At 64.7% G+C, this 25,490-nt stretch carries 26 protein-coding genes and 1 tRNA gene; 14 read left to right on the top strand and 13 right to left on the bottom strand.

What is annotated here, in order from left to right; translation table 11 throughout:
* Nucleotides 1-8: 8 nt before the first annotated feature.
* On the bottom strand, nt 9-2,486 hold the full coding sequence (locus ABIB66_RS15530; RefSeq protein ID WP_275168012.1) for a PAS domain S-box protein: 2,478 nt from the start codon (nt 2,484-2,486) through the stop codon (nt 9-11).
* Between ABIB66_RS15530 and ABIB66_RS15525 the strand changes: the two genes are divergently transcribed.
* The 5 genes from ABIB66_RS15525 to ABIB66_RS15505 all read left to right on the top strand — a co-directional run bounded on the left by ABIB66_RS15525 (nt 2,487) and on the right by ABIB66_RS15505 (nt 7,218).
* Nucleotides 2,487-2,705, top strand: a complete 219-nt coding sequence (locus ABIB66_RS15525) for a hypothetical protein (protein ID WP_275168011.1) — start codon at nt 2,487-2,489, stop codon at nt 2,703-2,705.
* Nucleotides 2,702-3,784, top strand: a complete 1,083-nt coding sequence (locus ABIB66_RS15520) for a zinc-binding metallopeptidase family protein (protein WP_275168010.1) — start codon at nt 2,702-2,704, stop codon at nt 3,782-3,784. The genes ABIB66_RS15525 and ABIB66_RS15520 overlap by 4 nt, the downstream gene beginning before the upstream one ends.
* Before the next feature lie 183 nt (nt 3,785-3,967).
* A complete protein-coding gene (locus ABIB66_RS15515; RefSeq protein ID WP_354209343.1) occupies nt 3,968-5,983 on the top strand; it encodes an acetyl-CoA carboxylase biotin carboxylase subunit in 2,016 nt (671 codons plus the stop codon).
* Between the two features lie 72 nt (nt 5,984-6,055).
* Nucleotides 6,056-6,922, top strand: coding sequence for an isocitrate lyase/PEP mutase family protein (locus tag ABIB66_RS15510; RefSeq protein WP_354254991.1), 867 nt, complete (start codon nt 6,056-6,058; stop codon nt 6,920-6,922).
* Nucleotides 6,919-7,218, top strand: coding sequence for an acylphosphatase (locus ABIB66_RS15505; protein ID WP_354209345.1), 300 nt, complete (start codon nt 6,919-6,921; stop codon nt 7,216-7,218). The genes ABIB66_RS15510 and ABIB66_RS15505 overlap by 4 nt, the downstream gene beginning before the upstream one ends.
* 8 nt (nt 7,219-7,226) lie before the next feature.
* Here the strand turns inward: ABIB66_RS15505 and ABIB66_RS15500 are convergent, their stop codons facing one another.
* Nucleotides 7,227-8,747 (bottom strand): PAS domain-containing hybrid sensor histidine kinase/response regulator family protein, encoded by a 1,521-nt coding sequence (locus ABIB66_RS15500; protein WP_354254990.1) that lies wholly within the window; start codon nt 8,745-8,747, stop codon nt 7,227-7,229.
* 152 nt (nt 8,748-8,899) lie between these two features.
* Between ABIB66_RS15500 and ABIB66_RS15495 the strand changes: the two genes are divergently transcribed.
* The 3 genes from ABIB66_RS15495 to ABIB66_RS15485 are packed head-to-tail and all read left to right on the top strand — an operon-like array spanning nt 8,900 to nt 11,572.
* A complete protein-coding gene (locus tag ABIB66_RS15495; RefSeq protein WP_354209347.1) occupies nt 8,900-9,457 on the top strand; it encodes a GbsR/MarR family transcriptional regulator in 558 nt (185 codons plus the stop codon).
* Nucleotides 9,458-9,473: 16 nt separating this feature from the next.
* Entirely contained in the window at nt 9,474-10,139 is a 666-nt protein-coding gene (locus ABIB66_RS15490; protein WP_354209349.1) for a DUF4166 domain-containing protein, read from the top strand.
* Nucleotides 10,136-11,572 (top strand): TIGR01777 family oxidoreductase, encoded by a 1,437-nt coding sequence (locus tag ABIB66_RS15485; protein WP_354209350.1) that lies wholly within the window; start codon nt 10,136-10,138, stop codon nt 11,570-11,572. Before ABIB66_RS15490 ends, ABIB66_RS15485 begins: the two co-directional genes overlap by 4 nt.
* 12 nt (nt 11,573-11,584) lie before the next feature.
* Here ABIB66_RS15485 and ABIB66_RS15480 read toward each other — a convergent pair whose 3' ends face one another.
* On the bottom strand, nt 11,585-12,439 hold the full coding sequence (locus tag ABIB66_RS15480) for a LysR family transcriptional regulator (RefSeq protein WP_354209351.1): 855 nt from the start codon (nt 12,437-12,439) through the stop codon (nt 11,585-11,587).
* 112 nt (nt 12,440-12,551) lie between these two features.
* Between ABIB66_RS15480 and ABIB66_RS15475 the strand changes: the two genes are divergently transcribed.
* Nucleotides 12,552-12,974: a tautomerase family protein gene (locus tag ABIB66_RS15475; protein ID WP_354209352.1), complete on the top strand. Its 423-nt coding sequence runs from the start codon at nt 12,552-12,554 to the stop codon at nt 12,972-12,974.
* A 61-nt stretch (nt 12,975-13,035) separates the two neighbouring features.
* On the opposite strand, the gene ABIB66_RS15470 is transcribed toward ABIB66_RS15475, so the two are convergent.
* A complete protein-coding gene (locus tag ABIB66_RS15470) occupies nt 13,036-13,749 on the bottom strand; it encodes a DNA helicase (RefSeq protein ID WP_354209353.1) in 714 nt (237 codons plus the stop codon).
* A 184-nt stretch (nt 13,750-13,933) separates the two neighbouring features.
* On the bottom strand, nt 13,934-14,671 hold the full coding sequence (lipB, locus tag ABIB66_RS15465) for a lipoyl(octanoyl) transferase LipB (protein WP_354209355.1): 738 nt from the start codon (nt 14,669-14,671) through the stop codon (nt 13,934-13,936).
* A gap of 80 nt (nt 14,672-14,751) precedes the next feature.
* On the opposite strand from lipB, the gene ABIB66_RS15460 reads away from it, so the two are divergent.
* Together ABIB66_RS15460 and ABIB66_RS15455 are read left to right on the top strand one after the other, a co-directional pair.
* Nucleotides 14,752-14,994 (top strand): FliM/FliN family flagellar motor switch protein, encoded by a 243-nt coding sequence (locus ABIB66_RS15460; RefSeq protein ID WP_007603171.1) that lies wholly within the window; start codon nt 14,752-14,754, stop codon nt 14,992-14,994.
* 203 nt (nt 14,995-15,197) lie between these two features.
* Nucleotides 15,198-15,282, top strand: a tRNA-Leu gene (locus tag ABIB66_RS15455).
* Nucleotides 15,283-15,435: 153 nt separating this feature from the next.
* Here ABIB66_RS15455 and ABIB66_RS15450 read toward each other — a convergent pair.
* Nucleotides 15,436-16,257, bottom strand: a complete 822-nt coding sequence (locus ABIB66_RS15450; RefSeq protein WP_354209356.1) for a DUF2182 domain-containing protein — start codon at nt 16,255-16,257, stop codon at nt 15,436-15,438.
* Between the two features lie 64 nt (nt 16,258-16,321).
* A complete protein-coding gene (locus ABIB66_RS15445; RefSeq protein WP_354209357.1) occupies nt 16,322-16,951 on the bottom strand; it encodes a DUF1326 domain-containing protein in 630 nt (209 codons plus the stop codon).
* 256 nt (nt 16,952-17,207) lie between these two features.
* Between ABIB66_RS15445 and ABIB66_RS15440 the strand changes: the two genes are divergently transcribed.
* Nucleotides 17,208-17,816 (top strand): cysteine hydrolase family protein, encoded by a 609-nt coding sequence (locus tag ABIB66_RS15440; protein ID WP_354209358.1) that lies wholly within the window; start codon nt 17,208-17,210, stop codon nt 17,814-17,816.
* Between the two features lie 12 nt (nt 17,817-17,828).
* Here ABIB66_RS15440 and ABIB66_RS15435 read toward each other — a convergent pair whose 3' ends face one another.
* The 5 genes from ABIB66_RS15435 to ABIB66_RS15415 form a co-directional block, all read right to left on the bottom strand.
* The gene (locus tag ABIB66_RS15435) at nt 17,829-18,989 is read right to left on the bottom strand and encodes a DUF305 domain-containing protein (protein WP_354209359.1); all 1,161 of its coding nucleotides are present in this window, start codon (nt 18,987-18,989) and stop codon (nt 17,829-17,831) included.
* On the bottom strand, nt 18,986-19,165 hold the full coding sequence (locus ABIB66_RS15430; protein WP_007603181.1) for a CsbD family protein: 180 nt from the start codon (nt 19,163-19,165) through the stop codon (nt 18,986-18,988). The genes ABIB66_RS15435 and ABIB66_RS15430 overlap by 4 nt, the downstream gene beginning before the upstream one ends.
* 145 nt (nt 19,166-19,310) lie before the next feature.
* Nucleotides 19,311-20,915: an alpha-amylase family glycosyl hydrolase gene (locus ABIB66_RS15425; protein ID WP_354209360.1), complete on the bottom strand. Its 1,605-nt coding sequence runs from the start codon at nt 20,913-20,915 to the stop codon at nt 19,311-19,313.
* A gap of 43 nt (nt 20,916-20,958) precedes the next feature.
* Nucleotides 20,959-21,501 carry a hypothetical protein gene (locus ABIB66_RS15420; RefSeq protein WP_354209361.1) on the bottom strand — a complete coding sequence of 181 codons (543 nt, stop codon included), beginning with the start codon at nt 21,499-21,501 and terminating at the stop codon, nt 20,959-20,961.
* Nucleotides 21,502-21,512: 11 nt separating this feature from the next.
* Nucleotides 21,513-22,688, bottom strand: coding sequence for a zinc-dependent alcohol dehydrogenase (locus ABIB66_RS15415; RefSeq protein WP_354209362.1), 1,176 nt, complete (start codon nt 22,686-22,688; stop codon nt 21,513-21,515).
* 172 nt (nt 22,689-22,860) lie between these two features.
* Between ABIB66_RS15415 and ABIB66_RS15410 the strand changes: the two genes are divergently transcribed.
* Complete coding sequence (locus tag ABIB66_RS15410; RefSeq protein ID WP_354209363.1) at nt 22,861-23,643, top strand: SDR family NAD(P)-dependent oxidoreductase; 783 nt, start codon at nt 22,861-22,863, stop codon at nt 23,641-23,643.
* A 344-nt stretch (nt 23,644-23,987) separates the two neighbouring features.
* Here the strand turns inward: ABIB66_RS15410 and ABIB66_RS15405 are convergent, their stop codons facing one another.
* Nucleotides 23,988-24,392 (bottom strand): response regulator, encoded by a 405-nt coding sequence (locus tag ABIB66_RS15405; protein WP_354209409.1) that lies wholly within the window; start codon nt 24,390-24,392, stop codon nt 23,988-23,990.
* Between the two features lie 85 nt (nt 24,393-24,477).
* Here ABIB66_RS15405 and ABIB66_RS15400 point away from each other — a divergent pair, with 85 nt between their 5' ends.
* On the top strand, nt 24,478-25,485 hold the full coding sequence (locus ABIB66_RS15400) for a chemotaxis protein CheB (protein WP_354254989.1): 1,008 nt from the start codon (nt 24,478-24,480) through the stop codon (nt 25,483-25,485).
* Nucleotides 25,486-25,490 lie beyond the last annotated feature (5 nt).

The raw sequence follows: 25,490 nt of genomic DNA, 5'->3' as shown, positions 1-25,490 counted from the left end.
CACAACACTCACCGCGTGATCGACGGCTTTGCCGTGATCGCCTTGCGCAAGATGCGCGAGAGCAATTCCACCGAATACGGCTTCTGGATCAGTTCGAAACCGCGATCGGCGTTCTCGGCGAGGACGTTGCTGTAACCAGAGGTGAGCACGACGGGCAGGCCCGGATAGCGTTCGCGGATGATGCCGGCGAGCTCGACGCCGTTCATGCCGGGCATGATGACGTCGGAGAAGACGAGGTCGACGGCGAACTCGTTCTCGCCGAGGATGGCGAGCGCCGCATTGGCGTTGGCGACGCGGCGGACGACATAGCCGAGGTCTTCCAGCAGCTCAGTGGAGAAGCGGCCGACCTCGTCGTCGTCTTCCACCACGAGCACGCGATAGCCGCGCCCGGTGGCGGCGGCCTCATAGGTCAGCGCCGCGGCTTCCTGATCCGTCGCGGGGCTATGCGCCCGCGGCAGATAAATGGTGAAAGTCGCGCCTTCACCATGCGTGCTCGTCACGGCGATGTCGCCCTCGGACTGCTTTGCGAAGCCGAAGGCCTGGCTCAGCCCGAGGCCGGTACCCTTGCCGACCTCCTTGGTGGTGAAGAACGGCTCGAAGATGGCCTCGATGTTGTCGGGCGCGATACCGCTGCCGGTGTCGGCGACCGAGATCGCGACATAGTCGCCGCCGCGCGCCGACTGCGCCCGCAGGTTAGGGATGCCCTGAACTTTCCGGACGGCTATCGTGAGGCGGCCTTCGCCGTCCATGGCGTCGCGGGCGTTGACGGCGAGGTTGATCAGCGCGGTCTCGAATTGCGCGACATCGGCGATCGTGAAGCAGTCGCCATCGTGAACCTCCACCGCGATTTCGATGCGGCCACCGACCAGCGGCCGGACCAGCTGCGCGACGCCTTCGACCTGGCTGCCGACGTTGAAGATCTGCGGTTTCAGCGGCTGCCGGCGTGCAAACGCCAGCAGCTGGGCGGTCAGCTTGGAGGCCCGCTCGACGGTGTCGGAGATGGCATCGACATAGCGGCGGCGGCGCTCCTCCGGCAGCTCGCGGCGGCGCAGGAAATCGGTTGCCGAGCGGATGATGGTGAGCAGATTGTTGAAATCGTGCGCGACGCCGCCGGTGAGCTGGCCGATCGCCTCCATCTTCTGCGATTGCCGCAGCGCTTCCTCGCCGCGGCGGCGCTCGGTGATGTCCACCGCCTCGGGTACCGCGCCGGTGATGTTGCCGTGGCGGTCGAGCACCGGGCGCATGCCGAACTCGAAATCGCGCTCGCCGATGGGAAGGCGCAGCCGCATCTCCAGCCGCACGGCTTCGCCCTTGAGCACGGTGTCGAAGGCCTCGCGCACCCGCGCGCTCATGCCGTCTGTCGTGCTGAACCAGGGCGTCTGCCATAACGGCTTTCCGATCACGTCCGCAGGGCTCGCCTTGATGGCGTCGAGCACGGTCGTGTTGGCGTAAAGCAGCTCGCCCCTGAGATTGACGAGGCCCTGGTACTGGTTGCTGGTCTCCAGGATCGCGCGCAGCCGCGCCTCGTTGGATTCGAGCTCGGCAGTGCGCTCGACGATACGTTCTTCCAGCGTCTCGTTGAGCTGCCGGAGCTCGATCTCGGCCTGCTTGGCCACCGTGATGTCATGGGCAACGCCGATGAAGCCGATATGCCTGCCGGTCGGGTCCCAGCGCGGCTGCGATTCCGAACGCAGCCAGCGCCATTCGCCGGCGGCGTTCTTGTAGCGGGCTTCCAGCACGAACGGTTTGAGCGATGCTTCACCCTGGACGGACTGCTGCAGCACATGCGGCAGATCGTCCGGATGCAGCACCTTGCGCCAGTCGAAGGAGATGGCCTGGTCGTAGGGCAGGCCGACGAAATCGACATAGGCTTGATTGGCGAAGGATCGTGTGCGGTCCAGTTTGGTGACCCAGATCGGCACCGGCGCGCTGTCGGCGATCAGCCGGAAGCGCTCCTCGCTCTCGCGCAGGGTCTCGCGCACCAGCATCTGGTCGGTGACGTCGATATGGGCGCCGACGAGGCGGACGGCGCGGCCGCCACCGTCGCGCTCGATCTTGGCCACGACGCGGATCCAGCGGGTCTCGCCGTCGCTGGGGCGGATGATGCGGTATTCGGCGGTGTAGTCCTCGCTGGTGCCGGACAGCGAATCGATGAAGTGCTTCACCGTTGCGTCGCGGTCGTCGGGATGAATGCGATTGATCCAGTCCTCGTGCGACTCGTCGGCCGCTTCCGGCGGCAGGCCGTGGAGCATCAGATATTCAGGCGAACGGCGGTTCTTGAAGCCTTCGCGGAAGTCGACTTCGAGACCGCCGACCTTGCCGATGCGCTGGATGCGCGCAAGCTCGGCTTCGCGTTCCTGGAGCGCGCGATAGGCGCTGTCGCGCTCGCGCGCGACATCTTCCAGGTGCTGGCGCAGCCTTTCGGCGGCGATGGTCTCGGGCGAAGGATCGTTCAAGGCGATGGCCGTTGTGATGCGGGAGCGCACGTGGCCGACCGATATTCACACAGACGACGCGTGATGGCCATTGCTCAAAAGAAATATGGAAAGAAAGGCGCCGCCGAATGCAGCGTGCTGGGTATGAACGAACGCCGGGTCTGGCTATTTGTTCCGAACCTTGGAACGATGAGCCCTCCGCGCGCGTATCTCCGAGCGGCCGCAACCTTCATTACCAAACACTCGCTTTCCGAAGAGGCTAAATCTTGAAGCTTTTTGTCTGCCAGGCCTGCGGCAACGTCCTCTATTTCGAGAACCGCGCCTGCGAACGCTGCGGCCATCGCGTCGCGTTCCTGCCGGAGAAGGAGACGATGTCGGCGATCGAGCCCGACGGCGAGGCTCAAGGTGGGGCTTGGCGGACGCTGGCCACCAAGGGCGAAAGTCGCATGCTGTGCAGCAATGCCGAGCACGATGCGTGCAACTGGCTGACGGATGCAGGTGATACCACAGGCTATTGCCGCGCCTGCCGCCATAACGGCGTCGTGCCGGACCTGTCGGATCAGGCGCAACTCGCCGGCTGGCGCGAGCTGGAGATGGCGAAGCACCGGCTGTTCTATTCCCTGATCCGCTGGAAGCTGCCGCTCCAGACCCGGCAGGACAATCCCGAACATGGCCTAATCTTCAATTTCCTCGCCGACGATCCGCAGAGCGGGCAGAAGGTCCTGACCGGTCACGACAACGGCCTGATCACGATCGCGCTGACCGAGGCCGACGACATCGAGCGCGAGCGGCGCAGGCTGGAGATGGGCGAGCCCTACCGGACGCTGCTCGGGCATTTCCGCCACGAGGTCGGGCACTATTTCTGGGACGTGCTGGTACGCGACGGCGGCAAGCTGGACGAATGCCGCGCCGTGTTCGGCGACGATTCCGCCGATTATGGCCAGGCCTTGCAGCGCCACTATGCCGAAGGCGCCCCGCCGGACTGGCAGCAGAATTATGTTTCGGCCTACGCGACCACGCACCCCTGGGAAGATTTCGCCGAGACCTGGGCGCACTATCTCCACATCGTCGACACCCTGGAGATGGCTAGCGAGTTCGGCATGGAGGTGCGGCCCAAGGTCGACCGCGACGGGGAGTTGACGACGCGCATCCGCTTCAACCCCTACGAGGCGAGAGACGTCGAGGCGATCGTCAACGCATGGCTGCCCTTCACCTTCGCCATGAACAGCGTCAACCGCGCCATGGGCATGCGCGACCTCTATCCATTCATCCTCTCGCCGGTCGTCGTCGACAAGCTCCGCTTCATTCACGGCCTGGTCCGGGACGTGGGCAAGGCCGGGAAGCCGTAGGCCGTCCGGGGCTTGCCAGGCCCGTTTCGGTCTTGCTTCGGTCTTGCGCTGGTACGCCAGAGCGGCCGGATTTTGACCGTTGCCTCCGGCCTATTTTGATGTACCACGGGAGCCACACGGCCCGTCCTATAGGCCCCAACGGCCAGGGAAGGGTCCCGCCCAAGGTCGAGACTCAAGAAAAGCATGTTCAAACGCATTCTGATCGCTAATCGCGGCGAAATCGCCTGCCGGGTCATCAAGACCGCTCGCCGCATGGGAGTTCAAACGGTCGCGGTCTATTCCGAGGCCGACCGCGACGCGCTCCATGTCGAGATGGCCGACGAGGCCGTGCTGATCGGCCCGCCGGCTGCGGCCGAGAGCTATCTGGTGATCGAGAAGATCGTGGAGGCCTGCCGCAAGACCGGCGCCGAAGCCGTGCATCCCGGTTACGGCTTCCTGTCCGAGCGCGAGGCGTTCCCGCGCGCGCTGGAGGCGGCGGGCATCGTCTTCATCGGCCCCAACCCGGGCGCGATCGCGGCGATGGGCGACAAGATTGAATCCAAGAGGGCTGCGGCGAAGGCAAAAGTCTCGACCGTGCCCGGCTATCTCGGCGTCATCGAGGACGCCACGCACGCGGTCAAGATCGCCGACGAGATCGGCTATCCCGTGATGATCAAGGCCTCCGCCGGCGGCGGCGGCAAGGGCATGCGCATCGCGCATTCGACCTCCGAGGTCGCAGAGGGATTCAACCTCGCCAAGGCCGAGGCCAAGGCCTCGTTCGGCGACGACCGCGTCTTCATCGAGAAGTTCATCGTCGACCCCCGCCACATCGAGATCCAGCTGCTGGGCGACAAGCACGGCAACGTGATCTATCTCGGCGAGCGCGAATGCTCGATCCAGCGCCGCAACCAGAAGGTCATCGAGGAAGCGCCTTCGCCGCTGCTCGACGAAGCCACCCGCCGCAAGATGGGCGAGCAGGCCGTCGCACTCGCCAAGGCCGTGAATTACGACTCCGCCGGCACCGTTGAATTCGTCGCGGGGCAGGACAAGAGCTTCTACTTCCTGGAGATGAACACGCGCCTCCAGGTCGAGCACCCCGTCACCGAGCTCGTCACCGGCGTCGACCTCGTCGAGCAGATGCTCCGCGTCGCCGCCGGCGAGAAGCTCGCAATCACGCAGAAGGACGTCACGCTGACGGGCTGGGCCGTGGAATCGCGTCTCTATGCCGAGGACCCGTTCCGCAACTTTCTGCCCTCGATCGGTCGCCTGGTGAAATACCGTCCGCCGGCGGAAGCGAGCCAGGATGGCATCACGGTGCGCAACGACACCGGCGTGCAGGAGGGCGGCGAGATCTCGATCCATTACGATCCGATGATCGCCAAGCTCGTCACCCACGCGCCATCCCGCGCGGCCGCGATCGAGGCGCAGGCCACCGCGCTGGACTCGTTCTACGTGGACGGTATCCGCCACAACATCCCGTTCCTGTCGGCGCTGATGCATCATCCGCGTTGGCGTGAAGGCCGGCTCTCCACGGGCTTCATCGCGGAGGAATTCCCCAAGGGGTTTGCCGTTCGTGTGCCGGAAGGCGAGGTCGCACGGCGGCTTGCCGCGGTCGGCGCCGCCATCGATCACGTGCTCGGCGAGCGCAAGCGGCAGATCTCGGGTCAGATGGGCGGCCGCATCGTGCAGCGCGAGCGTCGCCGTGCGGTCTGGCTCGACCGTCAGGAGATCCTGCTGGAGATCGCGCGCGAGGGCGAGGCGGTCGCGGTGCGTTTCCTCGATGCCGACGGCAAGGCTGGCAAATCGCATCTGTTGCAGTCGCCGTGGAAGCCGGGCGATCCGGTCTGGCAGGGCACCATCGACGGGCACATCGTCGCGGTGCAGGTGCGCCCGATCGCGAACGGCATTCGCCTCGCGCATCAGGGTGTCGAGGTGCCGGTCTATGTCTGGACCGAAGCGGAAGCAGCCTCGGCGCGGCTGATGCCGGTGACCACGGCTGCCGACACCGGCAAGAAGCTGCTTTGTCCAATGCCCGGCCTCGTAGTCTCGATCGCGGTGACCGAAGGGCAGGAGGTCAAGGCGGGCGAGACGCTCGCGGTGATCGAAGCCATGAAGATGCAGAACGTGCTGCGCGCCGAGCAGGACGGCACGGTGAAGAAGATCCACGCCAGCGCCGGTTCGACGCTCGCGGTGGATGCGCTGATTTTGGAGTTTGCGTAAGGGGCCTCAATGTCGTCCTGGCGAAAGCCAGGACGACGGCGGGACGCAATTCGCACTAACCGAGACATCACCATGGCCTTTCGTTCCCGCCGCGAAAAACTGCGATCGATCCTGTCCGGCGGGACTTGCGTCCATCCCGGCTCGGTCTACGACGCCATCTCGATCCGCATCGCCGAGGATCTCGGTTTCCCGCTCGGCATGTTCGGCGGCTCGGTGGCTTCGCTCGCGGTGCTCGGCGATCCCGACATCACGCTGATCACGCTCACCGAGCTTGCCGAGCAGATGCGGCGGATGTCGCGTGCGGCAGCACTTCCGGTGCTGGTCGATGCCGATCACGGCTATGGCAACGCGCTCAACGTGCGCCGCACGGTGCAGGAGCTGGAGACGGCGGGCGCCGCCGGCCTCACCATCGAGGACACGCTGCTGCCGGCTGGCTTCGGCGCAGCGAAGACGCAGCTGATCTCGCTGGAGGAGGGCGTCGGCAAGATGAAGGCGGCACTCGACGGCCGCGGCGATCCGTCGCTCGTCATCATGGGGCGCACCGGTGCGGCCTCGATCACCTCGATCGAGGATGCGATCCGCCGCGCCAGGGCCTATGAAGCCGCCGGCGTCGACGCGCTGTTCTTCACCGGCATCAAGTCGCGTGCCGAGCTCAAGGCCATCGCATCTTCAACGCGCCTGCCGATCGTGCTCGGCGGCGCGCCGGAGGAGTTGAACGTGCTCGATGATCTCGCTGGCTGGCGCGTTCGCATCGCGCTTCAGGGCCATGCGCCGATCGCGGCCGCAACGCAGGCCGTCTACGAGACGCAGAAGGCGCTGCGCGACGGCACTGCGCCGAAGAATCTCAAAGGCCTTCCGTCATCGGACTTGATCAGCCGCGTCACGCGGGAGGCCGACGTCAAGGCGCGCAGCGCCGATGTCCTCGGACTGAAACAATGAGCCGGGCGATCCTCCAGGTGATGATCCGCGGGCGCGTGCAGGGCGTCGGCTATCGGGCCTGGCTCGAGCATCAGGCGACGACGTGCGGTCTCGAGGGCTGGGTCCGCAACCGCCGCGACGGCAGCGTCGAAGCGCTGTTCGCAGGGCCGCCGAACCACGTCGCCGACATGGTTGCGCTGTGCCGCCACGGCCCGCCGTCCTCGCGCGTCGACAGCGTCACCAGCGAGACGGCCGACGTCGATGAGCTGAACTTGCGCCGGGCAGGTGAGGCGTTTTCGGTGTTGCCGACGGTGTAGCTAAAGAATCACCGTGGCAGCTTGGCGATCGCTTCGCTCAATTCGTGGATCTCGTAGGGCTTGCGCAGGATCGGGAAATCGCCGCGCACGCCTGCGGCGACTTCGCTGTAGCCGGTGGCGAGCAGGATCGGCAGGCCGGGGCGGATCTGGCGGAGGTGATGGGCGAGGCTGAGCCCGTCCATCTTGCCGGGCATGACGATATCCGAGAACACGAAGTCGACGCCGTTCTTCTCGATCTCGCTTAAGGCGGCTTCGGCGTCCGCGACCCGGCGCACGTGATAGCCGAGCTGCTCCAGAAGACCGATGCTGACGGCGGCGACGTCCGGATTGTCCTCGACCAGCAGCACCGTGCCGCTGCCTTGGAACGCCGGTTCTCCCGCCGCCTCGCGCGATGGCTCGTCTTCTCCGCGCGGCAGGAGGATGGTGAAGGTCGTGCCCTTGCCAAGCGCGCTCGCGACCCGGACCGTGCCGCCGGCCTGATGGGCGAAGCCGTGCACCTGGGAGAGGCCGAGGCCGGTGCCTTTTCCGATCGGCTTGGTCGTGAAGAACGGCTCGAAGATCTTGTCGAGAACGTCGGAGGGAATGCCGAGGCCGGTATCGCTGACGTCGATCGCGATGAATTCGCCCACGAGGGGGTCCTCGTCGAGCACGAGATTGCGCGCTGCGATCGTCACCGTGCCTCCGTCGGGCATCGCGTCGCGGGCATTGATGACGAGGTTGAGCAGCGCGGTCTCGAGCTCGGAGACGTCGGTCCTGATCGGCCAGACGTCGCTGCTGACGTCGAAAGCCAGGCGCACGGAGCTGCCGACGCCGGCGTCGAGCACCTCGCGGATCGCCGCGATGCGGTCGGCGAAGTCGATCGCCTGCGGATTGACGCTCTGCCGCCGTGCGAAGGTGAGGAGCTGATTGGTCAGCGCCGCGCCGCGCCTGGCGGCGGTCTCGATCGCCGAGATCGCGCGCTGAAGCTTGGCTTCGTCGTCGGCCCCGCGTTTCAGCGTGTGGAGGCTGCCGCTGATGATCATCAGGAGATTGTTGAAGTCGTGGGCCACCCCGCCGGTGAGCTGGCCGAGCGCATCGAATTTCTGGGATTCGGCGAGCTGCTTCTGCATCGCCTCGAGCTTGATCTGGGTATTGCGGCGCTCGGTGATGTCGCGCGTGATCTTGGCGAAGCCGACCAGCTTGCCGTCCTCGTAGATCGGATCGATCACGACGCTCGCCCAGAAGAAGGTGCCGTCCTTGCGGACGCGCCAGCCTTCCTCCTCGTAACGGCCCTTGTCCCGCGCGATCCCGAGCGCACGGGCGGGCTTACCGTTGGCGCGGTCGGTCTCGGTGTAGAAACGGGAAAAGTGCTGGCCGAGGATCTCCCCGGGCGAATAGCCCTTGATGCGCTCGCCGCCGATGTTCCAGCTGGTGATGATCCCGGTGGGGTCGAGCATGTAGAGCGCGTAGTCCGCGACCCCTTCAACCAACAGGCGGAAACTGCGTTCACTCTCGAACAAGTCTCTCTGCTGACTGAACTTCTCGACCATTCCCGGACCCTGCCTTAACGGGGGCAAACGCCGCAGGTGGCGGATTGTTCCCCGAGCTTGGAACCTTTTTAGGCAATATTGCGAGCCCGTATGCAGGGCGCAAGCCAGGGGATGCTCTTGACAGCCGATCCTATTCGTCAGATATTTCTGTTATGACAGAAATAACAGGAAGAAAGAAACTCCCAGCCGCCGTCGAGCGCTTCATCCTGCATTGGGGTGACATGGGGGACCAGTGGGGGGTCAATCGCTCGGTCAGCCAGATCCACGGGCTGCTCTATCTGGCCGAGGCGCCGATGACGGCCGAGGACATCGCCGACACCCTCGGCATGGCCCGCTCCAACGTCTCCAACTCGCTCAAGGAGCTGCTCGCCTGGAACCTGATCCGGCGCGTCCCGATTCTCGGCGATCGCCGTGACCATTACGAGGCCGAGACCGACATCTGGGAGGTCGCTGCCAGGATCGCGGCGCGGCGCAAGGAGCGGGAGCTTGATCCGGCGATCACAGCGCTCAGGGCCTGCGTGTCCGATGCCGCCGACGATCCGACCATCAATCCGGTCGCGAGCAAACGGCTGAAGGAGATGCTCGCCTTCACCGAGCTCGCCGACCACTGGTTCATGCAAATGCTGAAGGTGCCGCGGCCGCGGCTGGTCGCCTTGATGCGGCTTGGCGAGAAGATCGCCAATCTGCTGCCGCTGGGCAAGACCAAATAGGTTTGAGGAGGGTGCGATGACGTCGGCAAGATTATCAGGCTCCAACGCATCGACCTTCGCTCACACGAAACTGCTCGACGATCGCCGCTTCCGCGCGCTGCTGTCGGACGAGGATTGGGGCCGGCTGCCGCTGGCGACCTGGCGACGCTTTTCGAAACGCGTCGCCGACGGCGACAGCGTCGTCTATGTCGGTGTGGTCGATGAGATCGGCTTCAGCGGCATCGGCTGGTGGTTCGCCCAAGCCGCGCGCCTGATCGGCGGTCCGTTGCCGACCGGCCGCGACACCGGCGTCCCCATCGTCGTCACGGTAACCGAAGACGCCGGGGGCGGCGGCCAGACTTGGACCCGCATCTGCGCGCGCAAGCGCGGCTTTCCGCAAGTGATCCATTCCGCCAAACGCTTTGCCGGCCCGACCGGGCTCGAGGAATATGTCGGCTTCGGCGTCTCGATGGCGCTCCGCATCGCAGTCGAGGACCAGGCGCTGACGTTTCGCAGCGCCGGTTATGGGCTCCAGTTTGGACGTCTGTGGATTCCGCTGCCGCGATGGCTGACGCCGGGCGAACTCACGGTGACGCACAGCGATCTCGGCGAGGGCGCCTTCCGCTTCACCCTCGATGTCGTTCATCCGCGTTACGGCGCGCTGATCCACCAGTCCGCCATGTTCAAGGAGGCCGTGTCATGACACAGCTCATGTGGACGCTCATCGCCATCCAGATCGTGATGGGCGTGTTCGACACCTTCTATCACCACGAATTCACCGAGCGCCTGGCCTGGCGTCCGTCGCAGCGCTTTGAGCTGAAGCTGCACGGCATCCGCAACATGCTTTATGCGCTGCTGTTCCTCGTGCTCGGCTGGCTCGAAGTTTATGGTGTGCTAGCGCTGCTGGTCGTCGCGGTGCTGGTTGCCGAGATCGTCATCACGCTGATGGATTTCGTCGAGGAGGATCTGAGCCGGAAGCTGCCGCCGAGCGAGCGGATCAATCACACGCTGCTCGCGATCAATTACGGCGCCATCCTGGTGCTGCTGCTGCCGGTGCTGATCGACTGGGCCATGCAGCCCGTCGGCGTGACGGTCGTGTATCAGGGCCTGCTCAGCATTGCCGCGATGGCCTGTGCGGTTGGTGCGGCGCTCTGCGGGCTCAGGGATTTCGCGGCGATGCGCCGGCTCGGCCGCATGCGAAGCGTTCCCGCACATGGGCTCGTCGAAAAGCTCTCCGGCCGCAAGACCGTGCTGATATCAGGCGCCACCGGCTTCATCGGCAGCCGCCTCGCAGCGAGCCTCAGCGGAGCAGGGCATCAGGTCATTGCGCTGATCCGCAATCCCGCGAAGGCCGATATTCTGCCGCCGCCGGTCACGCTGATCACCAGCCTCGATCAGCTCGCCTCGGACACGCCTATCGATGCCATCGTCAATCTCGCCGGCGAGCCGATCGGCAACGGCCTGTGGACCGAGGCGAAGCGCGCGAAGATCCTCGGGTCGCGCATCGACATGACAGGCGAGATCGTAAGATTGATCGCGCGGCTGGAGCGCAAGCCCGAGGTGCTCGTCAGCGGCTCTGCGATCGGCTGGTATGGCCTGTGGGCCGACCAGGTGCTGACGGAATCGGCGAAGTCGCACGCCTGCTTCAGCCACGAGCTGTGCGCGGCCTGGGAGGCGGCGGCGCGACCGGCGGAGGAACTCGGCGTCCGCGTGGTCAATTTGCGCATCGGCCTCGTGCTCGGCACCGAAGGCGGCTTCGTCACGCGCATGCTGACGCCGTTCGAGTTCGGGCTCGGCGGTCCCATCGGCACCGGGCGGCAGTGGATGTCCTGGATCGAGCGCGACGATCTGATCCGGCTGATCGCCTATGTGATGGCGACGCCTGATCTGACGGGTCCCGTCAATGCCACCGCGCCGATCCCCGTCACCAACGCAAAGTTCAGCGAGGAGCTAGGCCGCCGTCTGCATCGACCCGCCGTGTTTCGCATTCCCGGCGGCCTGCTGCGCCGGATCGGCGGCGGCTTCGCCGACGAACTCCTGCTCGGCGGCCAGCGCGTGCTGCCGAACAAGGCGTTAAGCCGCGGTTTTGTGTTTCGCCACGAGACGCTGCGAAGCGCGTTCGAGGCGATCTTGTAAGGCCGTGCGGCGTCAGACCGCCGCCACGCTCCGAAACGTCGTCGCCACCGCGCGCAATGCCGCCAGCTTGGCGGGATCGCTGACCTTCGAATGCAACATCACCTTCGAGCTGCCGAGTTTCGGCAGCTTGTGCGTCGGCCCAATGTCGACCAGCCCGGGAGGCGCGATCCGTCGCGCCAGCGGCGCGACTGCAAGTCCGGCGAGCGCGGCTGCCACCACGGCAGTGACGCCGCCGCCGACGAAGCGCTCACGCCATTTGAGGCCGGCCTTGTCGAGCGCGCGCACGGCGATGGCGCGAACGCCGCAGGGTGGGGCGAGCGTCGCGAGCGGCAACTGTTCGCCCTTCGGCACGGCAAAGCGTCGTGATGCGAACCAGCCGAACTCGTCCTCGGCCAGCGTCTCGCCGCCGCGGCGGCTGCCTTCCTGGCGCACGATCACCGCATCCAGTTGGCCCGAATCATAGGCCTCCTGCATCTCGCGCGAGAAACCGATGGTGACGGCGAGCGTGAGGTTCGACGACATCGCATGCAGGCGTTCGAGCAGGGGTACCAGTTCGGGGCCTGCGGCGTGATCGGAGATGCCAAGCGAGAGCGACTGCGCGACTGACGCCTCGCCCGACAGCGCGCGATCATGCGCCGCGATCAGGGCGCGGGCGCGCTCGAGGAAGGTCGCGCCGTCTGCCGTGAGCCGGACTGCGCGCGGCGAGCGCTCGACGAGGCGCTTGCCGAGCAGCGTTTCCAGCCGTTGCAGCTTCAGACTAACCGCTGCCTGCGTCGTGCCGAGCGCTTCGGCGGTCCGCGTAAAGCTCTGGAGGTCGGCGACCAGCAGGAAGGCTTGGACCGTGGCGATGTCGAGCGTTGCTGTCATTATGATATCTTATCACTGGTATCAACAGAGATAAGATACCAAAATGTGGAGGGCGGGTCTAGCTTCTCCCCAACGCCGCGCAACACTTGCGCGACATCCGAGGAGAACGACCATGCCGCTGATCACCGTGTCCTACACCACCTCCCGCCAGTCGCCTTCGCTGAAAGCCGACATCGCGAGCGCCGTGTCCGAGCTTACCGCAAAAATCCTGCACAAGGATCCGGAGGTCACCGCCATCATCGTGAAGTCAGTGGAGGCGGGCGACTGGTTCGCCGGCGGCAAGTCGCTCGCGGAGCAAAAGCTGGCGAGCTACTGGATCGACATCCACATCAGCGAAGGCACCAACACCAAGGACGAGAAGGCCACCTACCTCGCCGCGATGTTCCAGCGCATGGCCGGGATCCTGGGCCCGCTGCATCACGAGACCTATCTGCATGTCGACGAGGTCAAGGGCGACGCCTATGGCTTTGGCGGCCTGACCCAGGAACGGCGCTACATCGCCGGCAAGCTCGAGGTTTCGCCGGAGAAGGCATGAGGAGCGAGGCCGCGGGTGAACGACCGCACCCGCGGCCTGAACCGGTTGGGCCTCCTGATCGTCAGCTCGCTATGCGAAACTGAACTTCGTCCTTGTTCAGGAAACAGGTCTTGTCGAACAGCTTCAGGTCGAGCGGGTTTGGCAGCCTGACATCGTCCAGGTCAGGGCAGGGCTTGAGCGAGGGATCATAGGAGCGGTCGATCTGCGAGATAAAGACGACGATCAATCCCTTGTCGCGCGCGAATGATTTCAACGCGCGCACCTGAACGGTGAGGTCGGGATTTTCCCGCCGCTGGTCGAGCAGTTGCAGATAGTCTATCACCACGACCGTGCCACGCGGTGCTGCGGCCATCTGCTTGACGACGTAGTCGGCACTGATGGCGTCGGAGCAGTCGACCTCGAAGAGTTTGTCGAGTTGCGCGAGGTCCACGCGGATCGCCCGAAAGCGATCGAAGACGTCTTTCTCGGTGTATTCGAGCGAGAAGAACGCCGCGCGGTGGCCCGACCGCATCGCCTCCACGGCAAGCTCGAGGCTCATCAGCGTCTTGCCCTGGCCGGGGCGCGCGCCGACCAGCACCAGGTCGCCCGGTCGGAATTGCGGGAAGAGCCTGTTGGCCGGCGTCGCTGCGGCCGCTTTCGCCGCGAGCATGCTCCAGGCGGAAAAGCCTTCCGTCGCGGCGATGCGGTCGAGCGCATCGTGCAGCGGGATGCCTTCCTCGCGGGACAGGCGCTTCGCTCTTCGCTTCAGATGATAGATGGGTGCAGACAGTCTCATCGCAAAAACCTCCCATTGCGAGCTGAAACGCAACCCCTCCTTATGCCTGGCGCTCGAACAGTCGGTCCGATGGTTTAGTCGCCCGGCATGACATCTGCTTTCCCGGCGGAGGGGGGAGGCGTGGGCGACACCGGAATCGACCGTAGCTGATTCCGGCTTTGCGGAGAATGAGAGAGACCGGAAGTTAGACCGCCGCTTCCGGCATCAGCATCCGGGTCGGCCCGAACAGCTCCTCGAAGGCCTGCCGGAGCGCGACGTCGACATCGGCCATCGTCACGAGCTGGCCGAGATCGACCAGCGAGGTGACGCCGTAGCGCGGATCGGCGACGCCGCAGGGCACGATGCCGGCGAAATGCGAAAGCTCCGGCTCGACATTGATGGCGATGCCGTGGAACGAGACCCAGCGCTTCAGCCGGACGCCGATCGCCGCGATCTTGTCCTCGTGCTCGGGTCCCTTGTCGGGCCGCTTGACCCAGACGCCGACCCGGTCCTCGCGCCGTTCGCCACGGATGTTGAAGGCAGCGAGTGTCCGCAGAATCAGCTCTTCAAGGCTCGCGACATAGGCCCGGACATCCGGCCGGCGGCGCTTGAGGTCGAGCATGACATAGGCCACGCGCTGGCCGGGCCCGTGATAGGTGAGCTGGCCGCCGCGCCCGGTGGCAAAGGTCGGGAATCGGGCATCGAGCAGGTCGGATTCCTTGCCGGAGGTGCCGGACGTGTAGAGCGGGGGGTGCTCCAGCAGCCAGACCAGCTCCAGGGCTTCACCGGCGGCGATCGCCGCGACGCGCGCTTCCATTTCGGCCACGGCCTCCGGATAGGGCACGGGCGCGTCCGAAATCCGCCACTCCACCGGCTCGCCGGAGGAGGCGGAAAACGACGTCAAATCGAGCTCTTGGCGGGGGTTTTGGGGTGAATTAACCATTGGCTAACCATAACCGGGTGATGATCGCAGGCGCAAATACCAAGTCCCTAGTCCTAGTCCCAAGTTGCGGTGGTGCTGAAGTGCCTACTCTCGACAAAGTCACCGTGGATCTCATGGTCGTCCTCGGGACGACCACCATGCCGATCCACCAGGTATTACGTCTTTCCCGCGGCGCCATCATCGAGCTGGACGCAACCGAGGCCGACGAGGTCAAGGTTTTGGCCAATAATTTGCCGGTCGCCTCCGGCGTCGTGCTGGTCGACCGCAACCGGATCGCGGTCGAGGTCAAGCAGATGCTGCCACGCATCCCGGGCACGCGGTAGCGGCCTGGGCACGCGGTAGCGGCCCGGGCACGCGCAGCCGCCTGGGCAGGCGGAAAAGGCCGATCCCGGCGCGAAGAGCCGGAACTTTCCTGCCAAGCTTGTGGAATTCAGGGCCTTTGGAGGCTTGTACCCCTCTGATGGATTTGTTAGATCGGCGCCGTTGATCCGGTTGGCCTTCAAGCCTCAAGCCGGCATCCCCAAAAGCGCTCGTGGCGGAATTGGTAGACGCGCTGCCTTGAGGTGGCAGTGAGTAAAATCGTGGGGGTTCGAGTCCCTCCGAGCGCACCAAGCAAACAGACACGCGAAGGATCTTTTCGCGATCTTCAATGCCCGCCGGGTTCGCGCTGCGGACCCTGGAATGGGGCCTCCAGAAGTCTCCGATTTTTGATCTCCCGGCCGAGGGTTCGCTCCGTCGGCGCGGTCCTCGTTCGCGACCCCTAATCACTGCGGCAAGGCCAGCAGCAGCCACGCGCCGGCGGCCACACAGGCAATGCCGGCAGCGCGCGCGATCCAGCGTCCCAAGGGCGTGACTTTCTCCAAAAGTACAAGCAACGACAGAAGCGCGATCCAGAGCACGTTCATCACGCCACCCACGAACAACAGCGCCATCAAAACCCAGCAGCAGCCGACACAGTAGCCTCCATGCCGAAAGCCCAGCAGCACGCAGCCTCGCAGGTCGCTGCGAAAGCCGCCGTGGCGCATCAGGAATAGAAAGGGCGACTGACATTGGGCGAGGCAGACGTCTTTCAGCCGTGTCCATTGATAGACGCCCGCCGCGATCAGCACGATGGCGCCGAGCAGGTTGCTCGCGATCGCCATCCGGGAATCCAGCAGGGCAGCCCGCTCGATCGCCCATTGGAGCAAGGTGGTTGCCAGCGAAAAGCCGCACCAGGCGAAAAGATAACCGGCAGCAAACCAGCCGGTCGCGGCGAATGGCTTGCCTTGCGCTTTGCCCTGTCGGCCTACGCGGGCGTACATCAGGATCATGGGCGCGGCAGAGGGAGCCATCATTCCAACCATCATCACCGCCCACATCAGGAACACATAGGCGAACTCGATCGTTCGCCACGGCTCGTTGGCCGGCAGCATGATTCCGGTCCCGGCCGGGATCATGCGGAACTCGGTCATGTCCATGCCGCCCATGTCCATGTCGTTGGCAAGCCAGAGCACATAGCTCCATGCCAGCGCGACAATGAGGACGATCGCACCGCCGACGATCCAGCGATCGCGCCGCAGCACGGCTTCCAGGGGGCTGTCCGTCATTTGCGATCGATATTGTGCGATCGATGTTGCCAGCGCCGATACAGCCGGTATCGGGAGTTTACCATCACGCCTGGTTCGACCAGCGGATCGGTGCATACAGGCCGTTCCTGCCGGAATTATCCCAGCGCATGCCATGATCGCTAAAGGTATTGCCGGCGGCGCCGACGGCCATCACCATGGCGTCGGGGCTGACCGGATGGCCGATGTTTGTCCACATCTCGCCGCTCGGATGCATGGTCGGTAGCGGATCGACCGACATGTGCAGGATGCCGGGTATTTCCGCGGAGCGCGTCTTCCCGTCGATCCGGAACGTGATCGGGACCTTGCGCACCCCAAGGTTCTTGCTGATCAGCGGCGCGAACGCGGCCATGGGACCGCCGGCACCGCCGGTGAAGATTGCAGCCAGGGCCTCGGTCTGGTCATCGTTGGCGCGCTGATCGATATAGGCGGCCACCGACCAGTCTCCGTCTGCCATGACCCCAGGTGCGTGGAGGATGACGAGCACATTGAGCTCATCGAGCGCGATATCGCCATAGCGGCCGGTCTCGATGTGGAAGATCAGTGGTACGTTGCAGAAGCCCTCGGTCGGTCGCGCGGTCAACGGGGGCGCCGCCGACACCAGGCAGGGACACACGATGCTGCAACTGCAATTCTCGAAATAGTCACCGGAAAGGTGCCATGGGACATCCGCCATTGCTGTCTCCCGCTTGGCCGAACCCGATAGATGCTTTCGAATGAGCTACGTAGAGTTGAAAATTACGCTTGGTTGGGAAGCTGCGCAAGCCGATTCCACCGATGCCGGGCTTCTCTTGATTGGTCTGCGTCGGCAAGCACTTCCTCCGGCGCGGATGACCGTGGAACGATGGCCGTCGGAATCGCATTGCAGTCGGTGAGGTCGCTGCGGAAATGCCGGCTCCGGCGCATGGCCATGTTCCTGATGGTGGAGAACGATGAAAGACAGCGCGTCGGAAGTGACCGACATCAGCGACGCCGTTCACTTGTGCATCGACATGCAGAACATCTTCGCTCCTGGCGGTCTCTGGGAGACGCCATGGATGGCGAGGGTCTTGCCGACGATCGCCTCGATCGTTTCTCGACATCAGGTCAGAACGATTTTCACGCGATTCATCACGCCGGAAGATCCGGAAGATCGGCCCGGACAATGGCAGAGCTATTTTCGTCGCTGGCGCGAAGCGACCCGCAAACATCTTCCGCCGTCGGGCCTTGAACTCGTGCCCGCCCTGAGCCGCTTCGTTCCGCCGGCTACCGTCGTCGACAAGCCGGCCTATTCGGCGTTCAGCAATCCCGGCCTCGCGAGCTTGCTGATCGAGAAGAATGTCGGCACGGTCGTCATCACCGGGGCGGAGACGGACGTCTGCGTACTCTCGACGGTCCTGAGCGCCGTCGATCTCGGCTTCAGGGTCGTCATCGTCGAGGATGCGCTGTGCAGCTCGTCCGACGTCGGACATGATGCACTGATGACGATGTACCGCACCCGCTTTCACGGTCAGGTCGATCTGATGACCGCCGAGGAATTGGCGGAGTTCTGGCGGGAGTAGGGGACGATCCGGTCAATTGAAATTGTCGCCGAGCATGTTGTGGAAGGCGGTGGCGACGGCGGCAATGCCGCTGGCGCCGTGCATCAGCGCGATCTCGCCCTGCTGCTCGTGGCGAATGGCGTGGGCCATCACACGCAGGCGCAGATCGCCGCCGCTATGCCACATCTGGTCAGCCATCCTGACGGCGCCGGCGTGATGCTTGGTCATTGTTTCGACGAACAGCGTGTCGAATTGATCCGCCGGCGCGGCCTTGACCTGTCGCATCTCGGCCTGTGTCAGGAAGCCCGGCATGGCGGCACGTTCGTCTGAGCTGCAATCGGGCATCTCGGTGTCGAACCAGCTCAACCACCACGTCTCAAAAATCCGGTTCTCGCCGGTCTGGCTCGCGACCATCAGCATCGCCAGCTTTCGCAGATGCGGGTCCTGCGCGCGCTCCGTTGCGGTCCGGGCCAGCTCGATGCCCTGGGCATGATGCGCGGTCATATGACGGATGTAACTCTGGTCCGCGTCCCTGTCGCGGCCCATCCATGGCGGCTCGTACCCATGGCTGCCGAACAACGCGGTCGCGCCGAGCAGCGCGATCAGAGCCAGCGCGCCGGTGATCCAGGCATTGGTGAAGCGAGCATCGCGCGCGGGTGCCGCGCCTCGCCTCCAGCGCAACCGGGCGAACAGGGGATACATCACGGCCGAGGAGGCGTGAACGAGCAGGCCGATCCAGTAGGGCTGCTGCAGCGTGAACAGCGGCTGCCAGAACGGAAACAGCGGCACCAGCACGAACCATTCCATGCTCGACGAGAACACGGCCCAGGGCAGTGCGAGCAGCAGGATCGTGAGCGGCCGCAACTCGGCGGTCCAGCGCCCGAGCACGCCGAAGAAGACCACCGCCCAGGAGAAGTCCGCCCATTGATGGAAGGCGATCCCGGCAAGCACCGCGCTCCACGACGGCTCTGCGCTGATCGCCCAATCGCGCGCGGGAATGGCGGCGACCGTCATCCAGTCGACGGCGGCATCGCGTCCGAGGCGCGCGGCGAAGAGCTGGCTGACGATGGTCGAGAAGGTGCTGCTGATCAGGCCGAGTTCGGCAGCGGCGACCCAGCGCGAGCGCCGCCGTGAGGCGCCTTCATCAGCGGGGCGAATTGAACTGGAAATGGCTGACGGCGCGGCGGCGTTCACGTCAGCTGATTGAGTTTCTTCAACGGATTGAGCTCGCTCGGCTTGCTCTGTTCGTCCCGGCCGCGCTCCGCCTGCTCCTTGCCTTCCTCATGGAGATCCTGATCGCCGACGATCTCGCCGACGGCCTGTTTCGCCTTGCCAGCGATCCGCTGACCGAGGCCCTTGGTCTTGCTCATGGTCTGCCTCTAGGCTCACGCCGTGACCCCGGCGCTTGAAGGGGGATGAGCGCCGGGGCCGCAGTTTCGTCTATTCAGCCTCCGGCAGGGGGGACGTCGGAAGCGTTGAATGAGACTCGCTGACGCGCGGATGGTTCCTCGGCCGTCATCTTGGCTCGAGTTCGATGATCACGCCTTCATTGCCGCGGAGCAGGATTGAGGCGCCCGGCAACGGCTCGGACGGCAGGTCGAGATGCGTCGACATCAGCAGGCGGCCGCGACCTTGCCAATGCCATTTCCGCGGCTCGGCGGCGATGTTGAGCACGACCAGAATTTCCTTGCCGCCATCCGTCCGCCTGTAGGCAAGAACGTCGTTCTGCGATCGTAGCGGCTCGTAGCCGCCGCGGCGCAGGCAGGCATGCTCACGCCGCAGCGTCATCAGCGCCCGAAACAGCGCCAGGATCGAACGCGCGTCGCGCTGCTGCGCGGCCACGTTGGCTGCGCCGTCGGGCGGCTCCAGCGGCAGCCATGGATCGCCGGTGGTAAAGCCGCCGTTGCTGCTGTCATCCCATCGCATCGGCGCGCGTTCAGGATCGCGGCAAAGGCCATACCCCGGAACGAGCTTCTCGAAGGGATCGTGGACGCGGTCGGGCGGAATGGGAACGCGCTTGCGGCCGATCTCGTCGCCCATGAAGAAGAACGGCGTTCCCCGCAACGTCATCAGCAGCATCGCCAGCACCCGCATCTGCGGCTCGCCAATCTTGCTCGCGATCCGCTGCTTGTCATGGCCACCGATCACCCAGACCGGCCAAGCATGATCCGGGATGGCGTTGTAATACGCGTCGATCGTTGCTTGCAGGGACAGCGCATCCCATTGCGAGTCCAGCAGCGCGAAATTGAGCGGCAGATGCAGGCGCGGTCGGTCGTTGCCGTAGAAGTGGCCGATGCGGTCGGTCTTGCCCTGGACTTCGCCGCATAACATTCGTCCCGGATAACCGTCGATCACTTCGCGGATGAATTCGATGCAATCCATCGTCTCTGGCCGATCGTCGGTAAAGACGGGCGTCTGGCGCTGCGGCGGCGGCTTGCATCCCGCTTGCGGGTTATGCGGATTGTCACGCAGCAGCGCGTCCTTGATCAGGACGGCGCTGGCATCGACCCGAAAGCCGTCGACGCCGCGATCGAGCCAGAAGCGCATGACATCGGCAATCGCGGCGCGCAACTGCGGGTTTCTCCAGTTCAGATCGGGCTGCTCGACCAGGAAGGAATGATAGTAATATTGCCGGCGCGCCTCGCACCACTCCCAGCCGCTGCCGCCAAAGCGGCTCAGCCAGTTGTTGGGCGGACCGCCATTCTCGGCCGCGTCGGCCCAGATGTACCAATCGGCCTTCGCGCTGTTCCGTGAGCTGCTGCTCTCGACGAACCAGGCGTGATCGTTCGCAGTATGATTGGGCACGAGATCGAGGATCAGGCGGATCCCCGCCGTGTGCAGGGCCTTGAGCAGGCGGTCGAACGCGTCGAGGTTGCCGAACGCAGGGTCAATGGAGCAGTAGTCGGAGATGTCGTAGCCGAGGTCGCGGAACGGGCTCTTGTGGATCGGCGTCAGCCACACCGCGTCGACGCCGAGCCATTTCAGATAGTCGATCCGCGAGGTCAGGCCGGCGAGGTCGCCCTTGCCGTCGCCGTCCGAGTCCTGGAACGAGATCAGTGCGATTTCGTAGATGACGGCGGATTTCCACCACGCACCTTCGTTACGGGACGCCTCGCTCATTGCCTTGCATCACCTCGTCTTGCATCACCTCGTCGTGTGGCCTTCAGGTACGTCCCGTCGTAGCGTTCGCTGCGATCTGCTTGGCCGCGGTTCGGGCGCTCTCGATGCCCTTGGGATAGCCGCTACGGTTCGGATACAGCTTGCGCCGTGCGTCGCGCGGCGGCCGCTGCGGCTTGGTATCCTGCGCGGCGCGGTAGTCGAGCATCGCGATGCCGCCGACCATCAGCAGCGCCAGCGCGATATTGCCCTTTTTGGGATTGTCCGCGGTCAGCCCCGAGAGCAGCGCGGCGGCATCGAGGCCGTCGCCGCCGACGCGGGCCCACAGGCCGGCGTTCTTCTCGACCGAGAGCGTCATGATCCCGGCCAGAATCTCGCGCACGCCGAAGGTGCGAACCAACGTCTCATGGCCTTCCATGCCCAGCGTCTCCGTGACGCGCCGCGGGGCGAAGAATTCCACGACGCCGAGACCGATGCTGAACCAGCCGAGCGCACGGGCGAGCTGGTCTTCGGGCCGCTTCAGGCTCGGGCCGCCCTCGACGATTTTCGGGTCGCCCTTGGTGCGAACGATGTTGGAAAAATGAAACATGGACTTACTCCTCAGGGCTTCAGCACGACCTTGACGCAGGAATCGCGCTTGTCGCGAAACACCTGATACATCTCGGGGCCTTGGCTAAGCGGGACGGTGTGGGTGATGACGAAGGACGGATCGATCTCGCCTTCCTCGATGCGGCGGAGCAGGTCGTCGGTCCAGCGGTTGACGTGGGTCTGGCCGGTGCGCATCTGCAGGCCCTTGTTCATGAAGGCGCCCATCGGAAGCATGTCGGAGAATCCACTGTACACGCCGGGCACCGAGATGATGCCGCCGGGACGGCAAACATAGATCATCTCGCGCAGCACGTGCGGCCGGTCGCTCTCCACCATCACCATCTGCTTGGCGCGATCGAGCAGCGTGTCGGGCAGGGAGGCCATCACATGCGACTCCATCCCGACGCAATCGATACATTTCTCGGGGCCTCTGCCGTCGGTGAGCTCCTCGAGCCGCTCCAGGACGCTTTCGTTTTCGAAATTAATGGTGGTGGCGCCGCCGGCTTCGGCCATGCTGAGCCGTTCGGGAAGGCAGTCGATCGCGATCACCTGGTTGGCGCCGAGCAGGATGGCGCTGCGGATCGCCATCTGCCCCACGGGCCCGCAGCCCCAGATCGCGACCGTATCGGTCGGCTCAATGTCGCATTGCGCGGCGGCCTGCCAACCGGTCGGGAAGATGTCGCTGAGAAACAGCAGCTTCTCGTCGGGAATGCCGTCGGGCACCTTGATGTGGGTGGCGTCGGCGAACGGCACGCGCAGATACTCGGCCTGGCCGCCGGGATAGCCGCCGGTCAAATGCGTATAGCCGAACAGGCCGGCCGTCGTGTGTCCGAATGCCTTGTCTGCCAGATGGCGTTTGCGATTGGTGGTTTCGCAGACCGAGTAATTGCCGCGCTTGCACTGGTCGCATTCGCCGCAAATGATCGTGAAGGGCACGACGACGCGGTCGCCCTTCTTCAGCTTGCCGTCGACGCCGGAGCCGACCTCGACCACTTCGCCCATGGTCTCGTGGCCCATGATGTCGCCGGGCAGCATGCCCGGAATGTAATTGTGAAAGAGGTGGAGGTCCGAGCCGCAGATGGCGCAGCTCGTGACTTTAATGATCGCGTCGCGTTGATCCTGAATCTCAGGATCGGTGACGGTGTCGCACCGAATGTCTTCCTTGCCGTGCCAAACCAGCGCCTTCATCTCTGTTCTCCCGCGAGCTACGAGGCATCCAAGTCGAACAACGAACGATGGTTGCTATCGTCCAGTGCAAAATCTTCGCGCCGCACCAGCCTGTGTCCCGATAGGAACGAGCGGCCATTGCGGTGATTGGAGCGTCATCAATCCCACTCAAGGACAAGCGAAGGATACGCTCATGGCCGCCAATCAACTCGCCGTCGTCACCGGCGCCTCCACCGGCATCGGCCTGGAACTCGCCAGATGTTGTGCCAAAGGAGGCTTCAACCTTGTCATCGCGGCGGACGAGCCCGAGATCGAGAGGGTGGCCGTCGATCTTCGCAGGCTCGGCGCCAGCGTCGAGGCGGTCGAGGCCGATCTCGCCACCACTGAAGGCGTCGACAAGCTCTGCGCCGCGGTCGGCGACCGGCCGATCGACGCCCTGCTGGCCAACGCCGGCGTCGGCCTCGGCAAGGCCTTCCTCGATCAGGATTTTGCCAGGATCAAGCACCTCGTCGATACCAACATCACCGGCACGCTGTATCTGATCCATCGCGCCGGCAACGAGATGCTTCGCCGCAATTCGGGCCGCATCCTGATCACCGGCTCGATCGCCGGATTCACGCCGGGCAGTTTTCAGGCGGTCTACAACGCCAGCAAGGCCTTCCTCGATTCATTCTCATTTGCACTGCGCGAGGAGCTGCGCGACAGCGGCGTCACCGTCACCTGTCTGATGCCGGGCGCCACGGAAACCGAGTTCTTCCGCCGAGCCGACATGATGGACACCAAGGTCGGCACCGAGCAGAAGGATAGTGCCTACGACGTCGCGAAGGCCGGCTTCGACGCCATGTTGCGGGGCGAGTCCGACATCGTAACCGGCATGAAGAACAAGCTTCAGACCACAATCGCCAACGTCACGCCGAACGAGATGTTGGCAAAACAGCATCGCAAGATGGCGGAGCCGGGCACGGCGAAGTCGTAGAATAGTGCCATCGCAATCTGTGCTGGGTGGTGCGGCAGATCCCGCGGACCAACAAAGGAGCACGCCGATTCACATAGCCTAATGCGTAAAACTCCCCGAGCCTTCAGACTGGTTCGGCTGGGAAAAGGGGGCTGTGATGCCGATGGATCGCGTCGAACAGGCCTTTGTCGCAACGGCGATCACGGGCTTTCTGGTGATGATGGCGGCGATCGTCTGGATGATGATGGGCTGACGGCCGGGAGGGCTGCTGATTGCGGATCGCGTTGCCCTATGCTGCGGTGCTCCTGTGCCTGGCGGTGACCGCCTGGCTCGCTTTCGCGCATCTATTCTGATCGCTATCAGGCTCAACCGTGCGGATCGGCGATTAGCGCGGCCAGCCTCTGAGCCATCGCCGGCAGATCGATCGGTTTCTCCAGGATCGGCACGTCGTGGAATTCCGGACTGATCGTGACCTTGTCGTAGCCGGTCGTGAAGAGGAACGGTATGTTCCGTGCCTTAAGTTCGCGTGCGACAGGAAAGATCATCTCGCTTCGGATGTTCACGTCGAGCACGGCGGCATCCAGGATGCCGCCATCTCGCAGGATCCTGAGCGCGTCGTCGAGATCACCGGCCGGCCCCGCGACCTCTGCACCGAGCGCCTGACATGCCTTGCCAATGTCATCGGCGAGAAAATATTCGTCCTCGACAATGAAGATCCGCCGCCCCGTGAGCGGCGAGAGTGGATCTGACGGTGCAGGCGAAATCGCCATGGCGCTTCCGTGGCTTCCTTCCGGCGGGTAGGAACATTGGGCGGTGGCCCGCCTTGGTACAACGTTACAACCGAAAGTGGGTTCCATGAGCAACCGCGACATCATCGTCATAGGTGGCTCTGCCGGCGCGACCGCACCGCTGAAGCAGATCCTGGGCCGGCTGCCGCCGGATCTGCCCGCGGCGGTGTTCATCGTCCTGCACATCCCGGCGCAGGGCATCGGCATTCTATCGACAGTTGCCAGCAGTGCCGGCCCGCTGCCGGTCCGGCAGGCCGAAAACGGCATGAGGATCGAGCCCGGCCAGGTTTATCTGGCCGCACCTGACCATCATCTGCTGCTGTCCGAAGATCGCGTGTTCCTCGGGCGCGGTCCGCGCGAGAACATGGTCCGGCCGGCCATCGACGCCTTGTTCCGCTCGGCCGCCATCAATTACGGCCCGCGCGTCATCGGTGTGCTCCTGAGCGGCCTATTGTCGGACGGTGCGGCCGGTCTCAACGCCATCAAGCGTTGCGGCGGAATTTCGGTGGTACAGGACCCCTCGGACGCCATCGCCGATGAAATGCCAAGGAGCGCCCTGGAGGCGACCATCATTGATCTTTGCGTCCCCGGCGCCGGAATGGGCGATGTCCTGTCCGATCTCGCCAGGGAGGCTGCCGGCGCCGCGCTGCCGATCCCGCCGGAGATCCGGCTCGAGGTCGAGATCGCGGCCGGCGAACGGATCGGCAGTGACCGTCTCGTCTCGATGGCCGATCCGGTTGCGCTGACCTGTCCGGCCTGCGGGGGCGTGCTGTCCGAGGTGAAAGAATCGCACCCGATGCGCTTCCGGTGCCAGGTGGGCCACGCCTTTGCCGCCGACGTCCTCGCAAAAGAGCAGGAGGGGCAAGTGGATGAAGCCCTGCGGATCGCACTGCGCATCATCGAGGAGCGGGCTGAGCTGGTGCAGCGTATGGCCGCCGACGGCCGGCGCAACGGCCGGCCTGCGGTTGCCGACATGTACCAGGCGCGGGCTGCCGAATATCGCGAATATGCCGACATGATCCGACGCGTCGTGCTAAAGTCGCTCGATCCTCCGGTTCGCAAGCGGGAGGCTTGAGGTCG

It is taken from the genome of Bradyrhizobium sp. F1.13.3, from assembly GCF_040548265.1.
Classification (GTDB): Bacteria; Pseudomonadota; Alphaproteobacteria; order Rhizobiales; family Xanthobacteraceae; genus Bradyrhizobium.
Note: the sequence above shows the minus strand (reverse complement) of the source record. Positions and strands in the feature narration are given on the sequence as shown.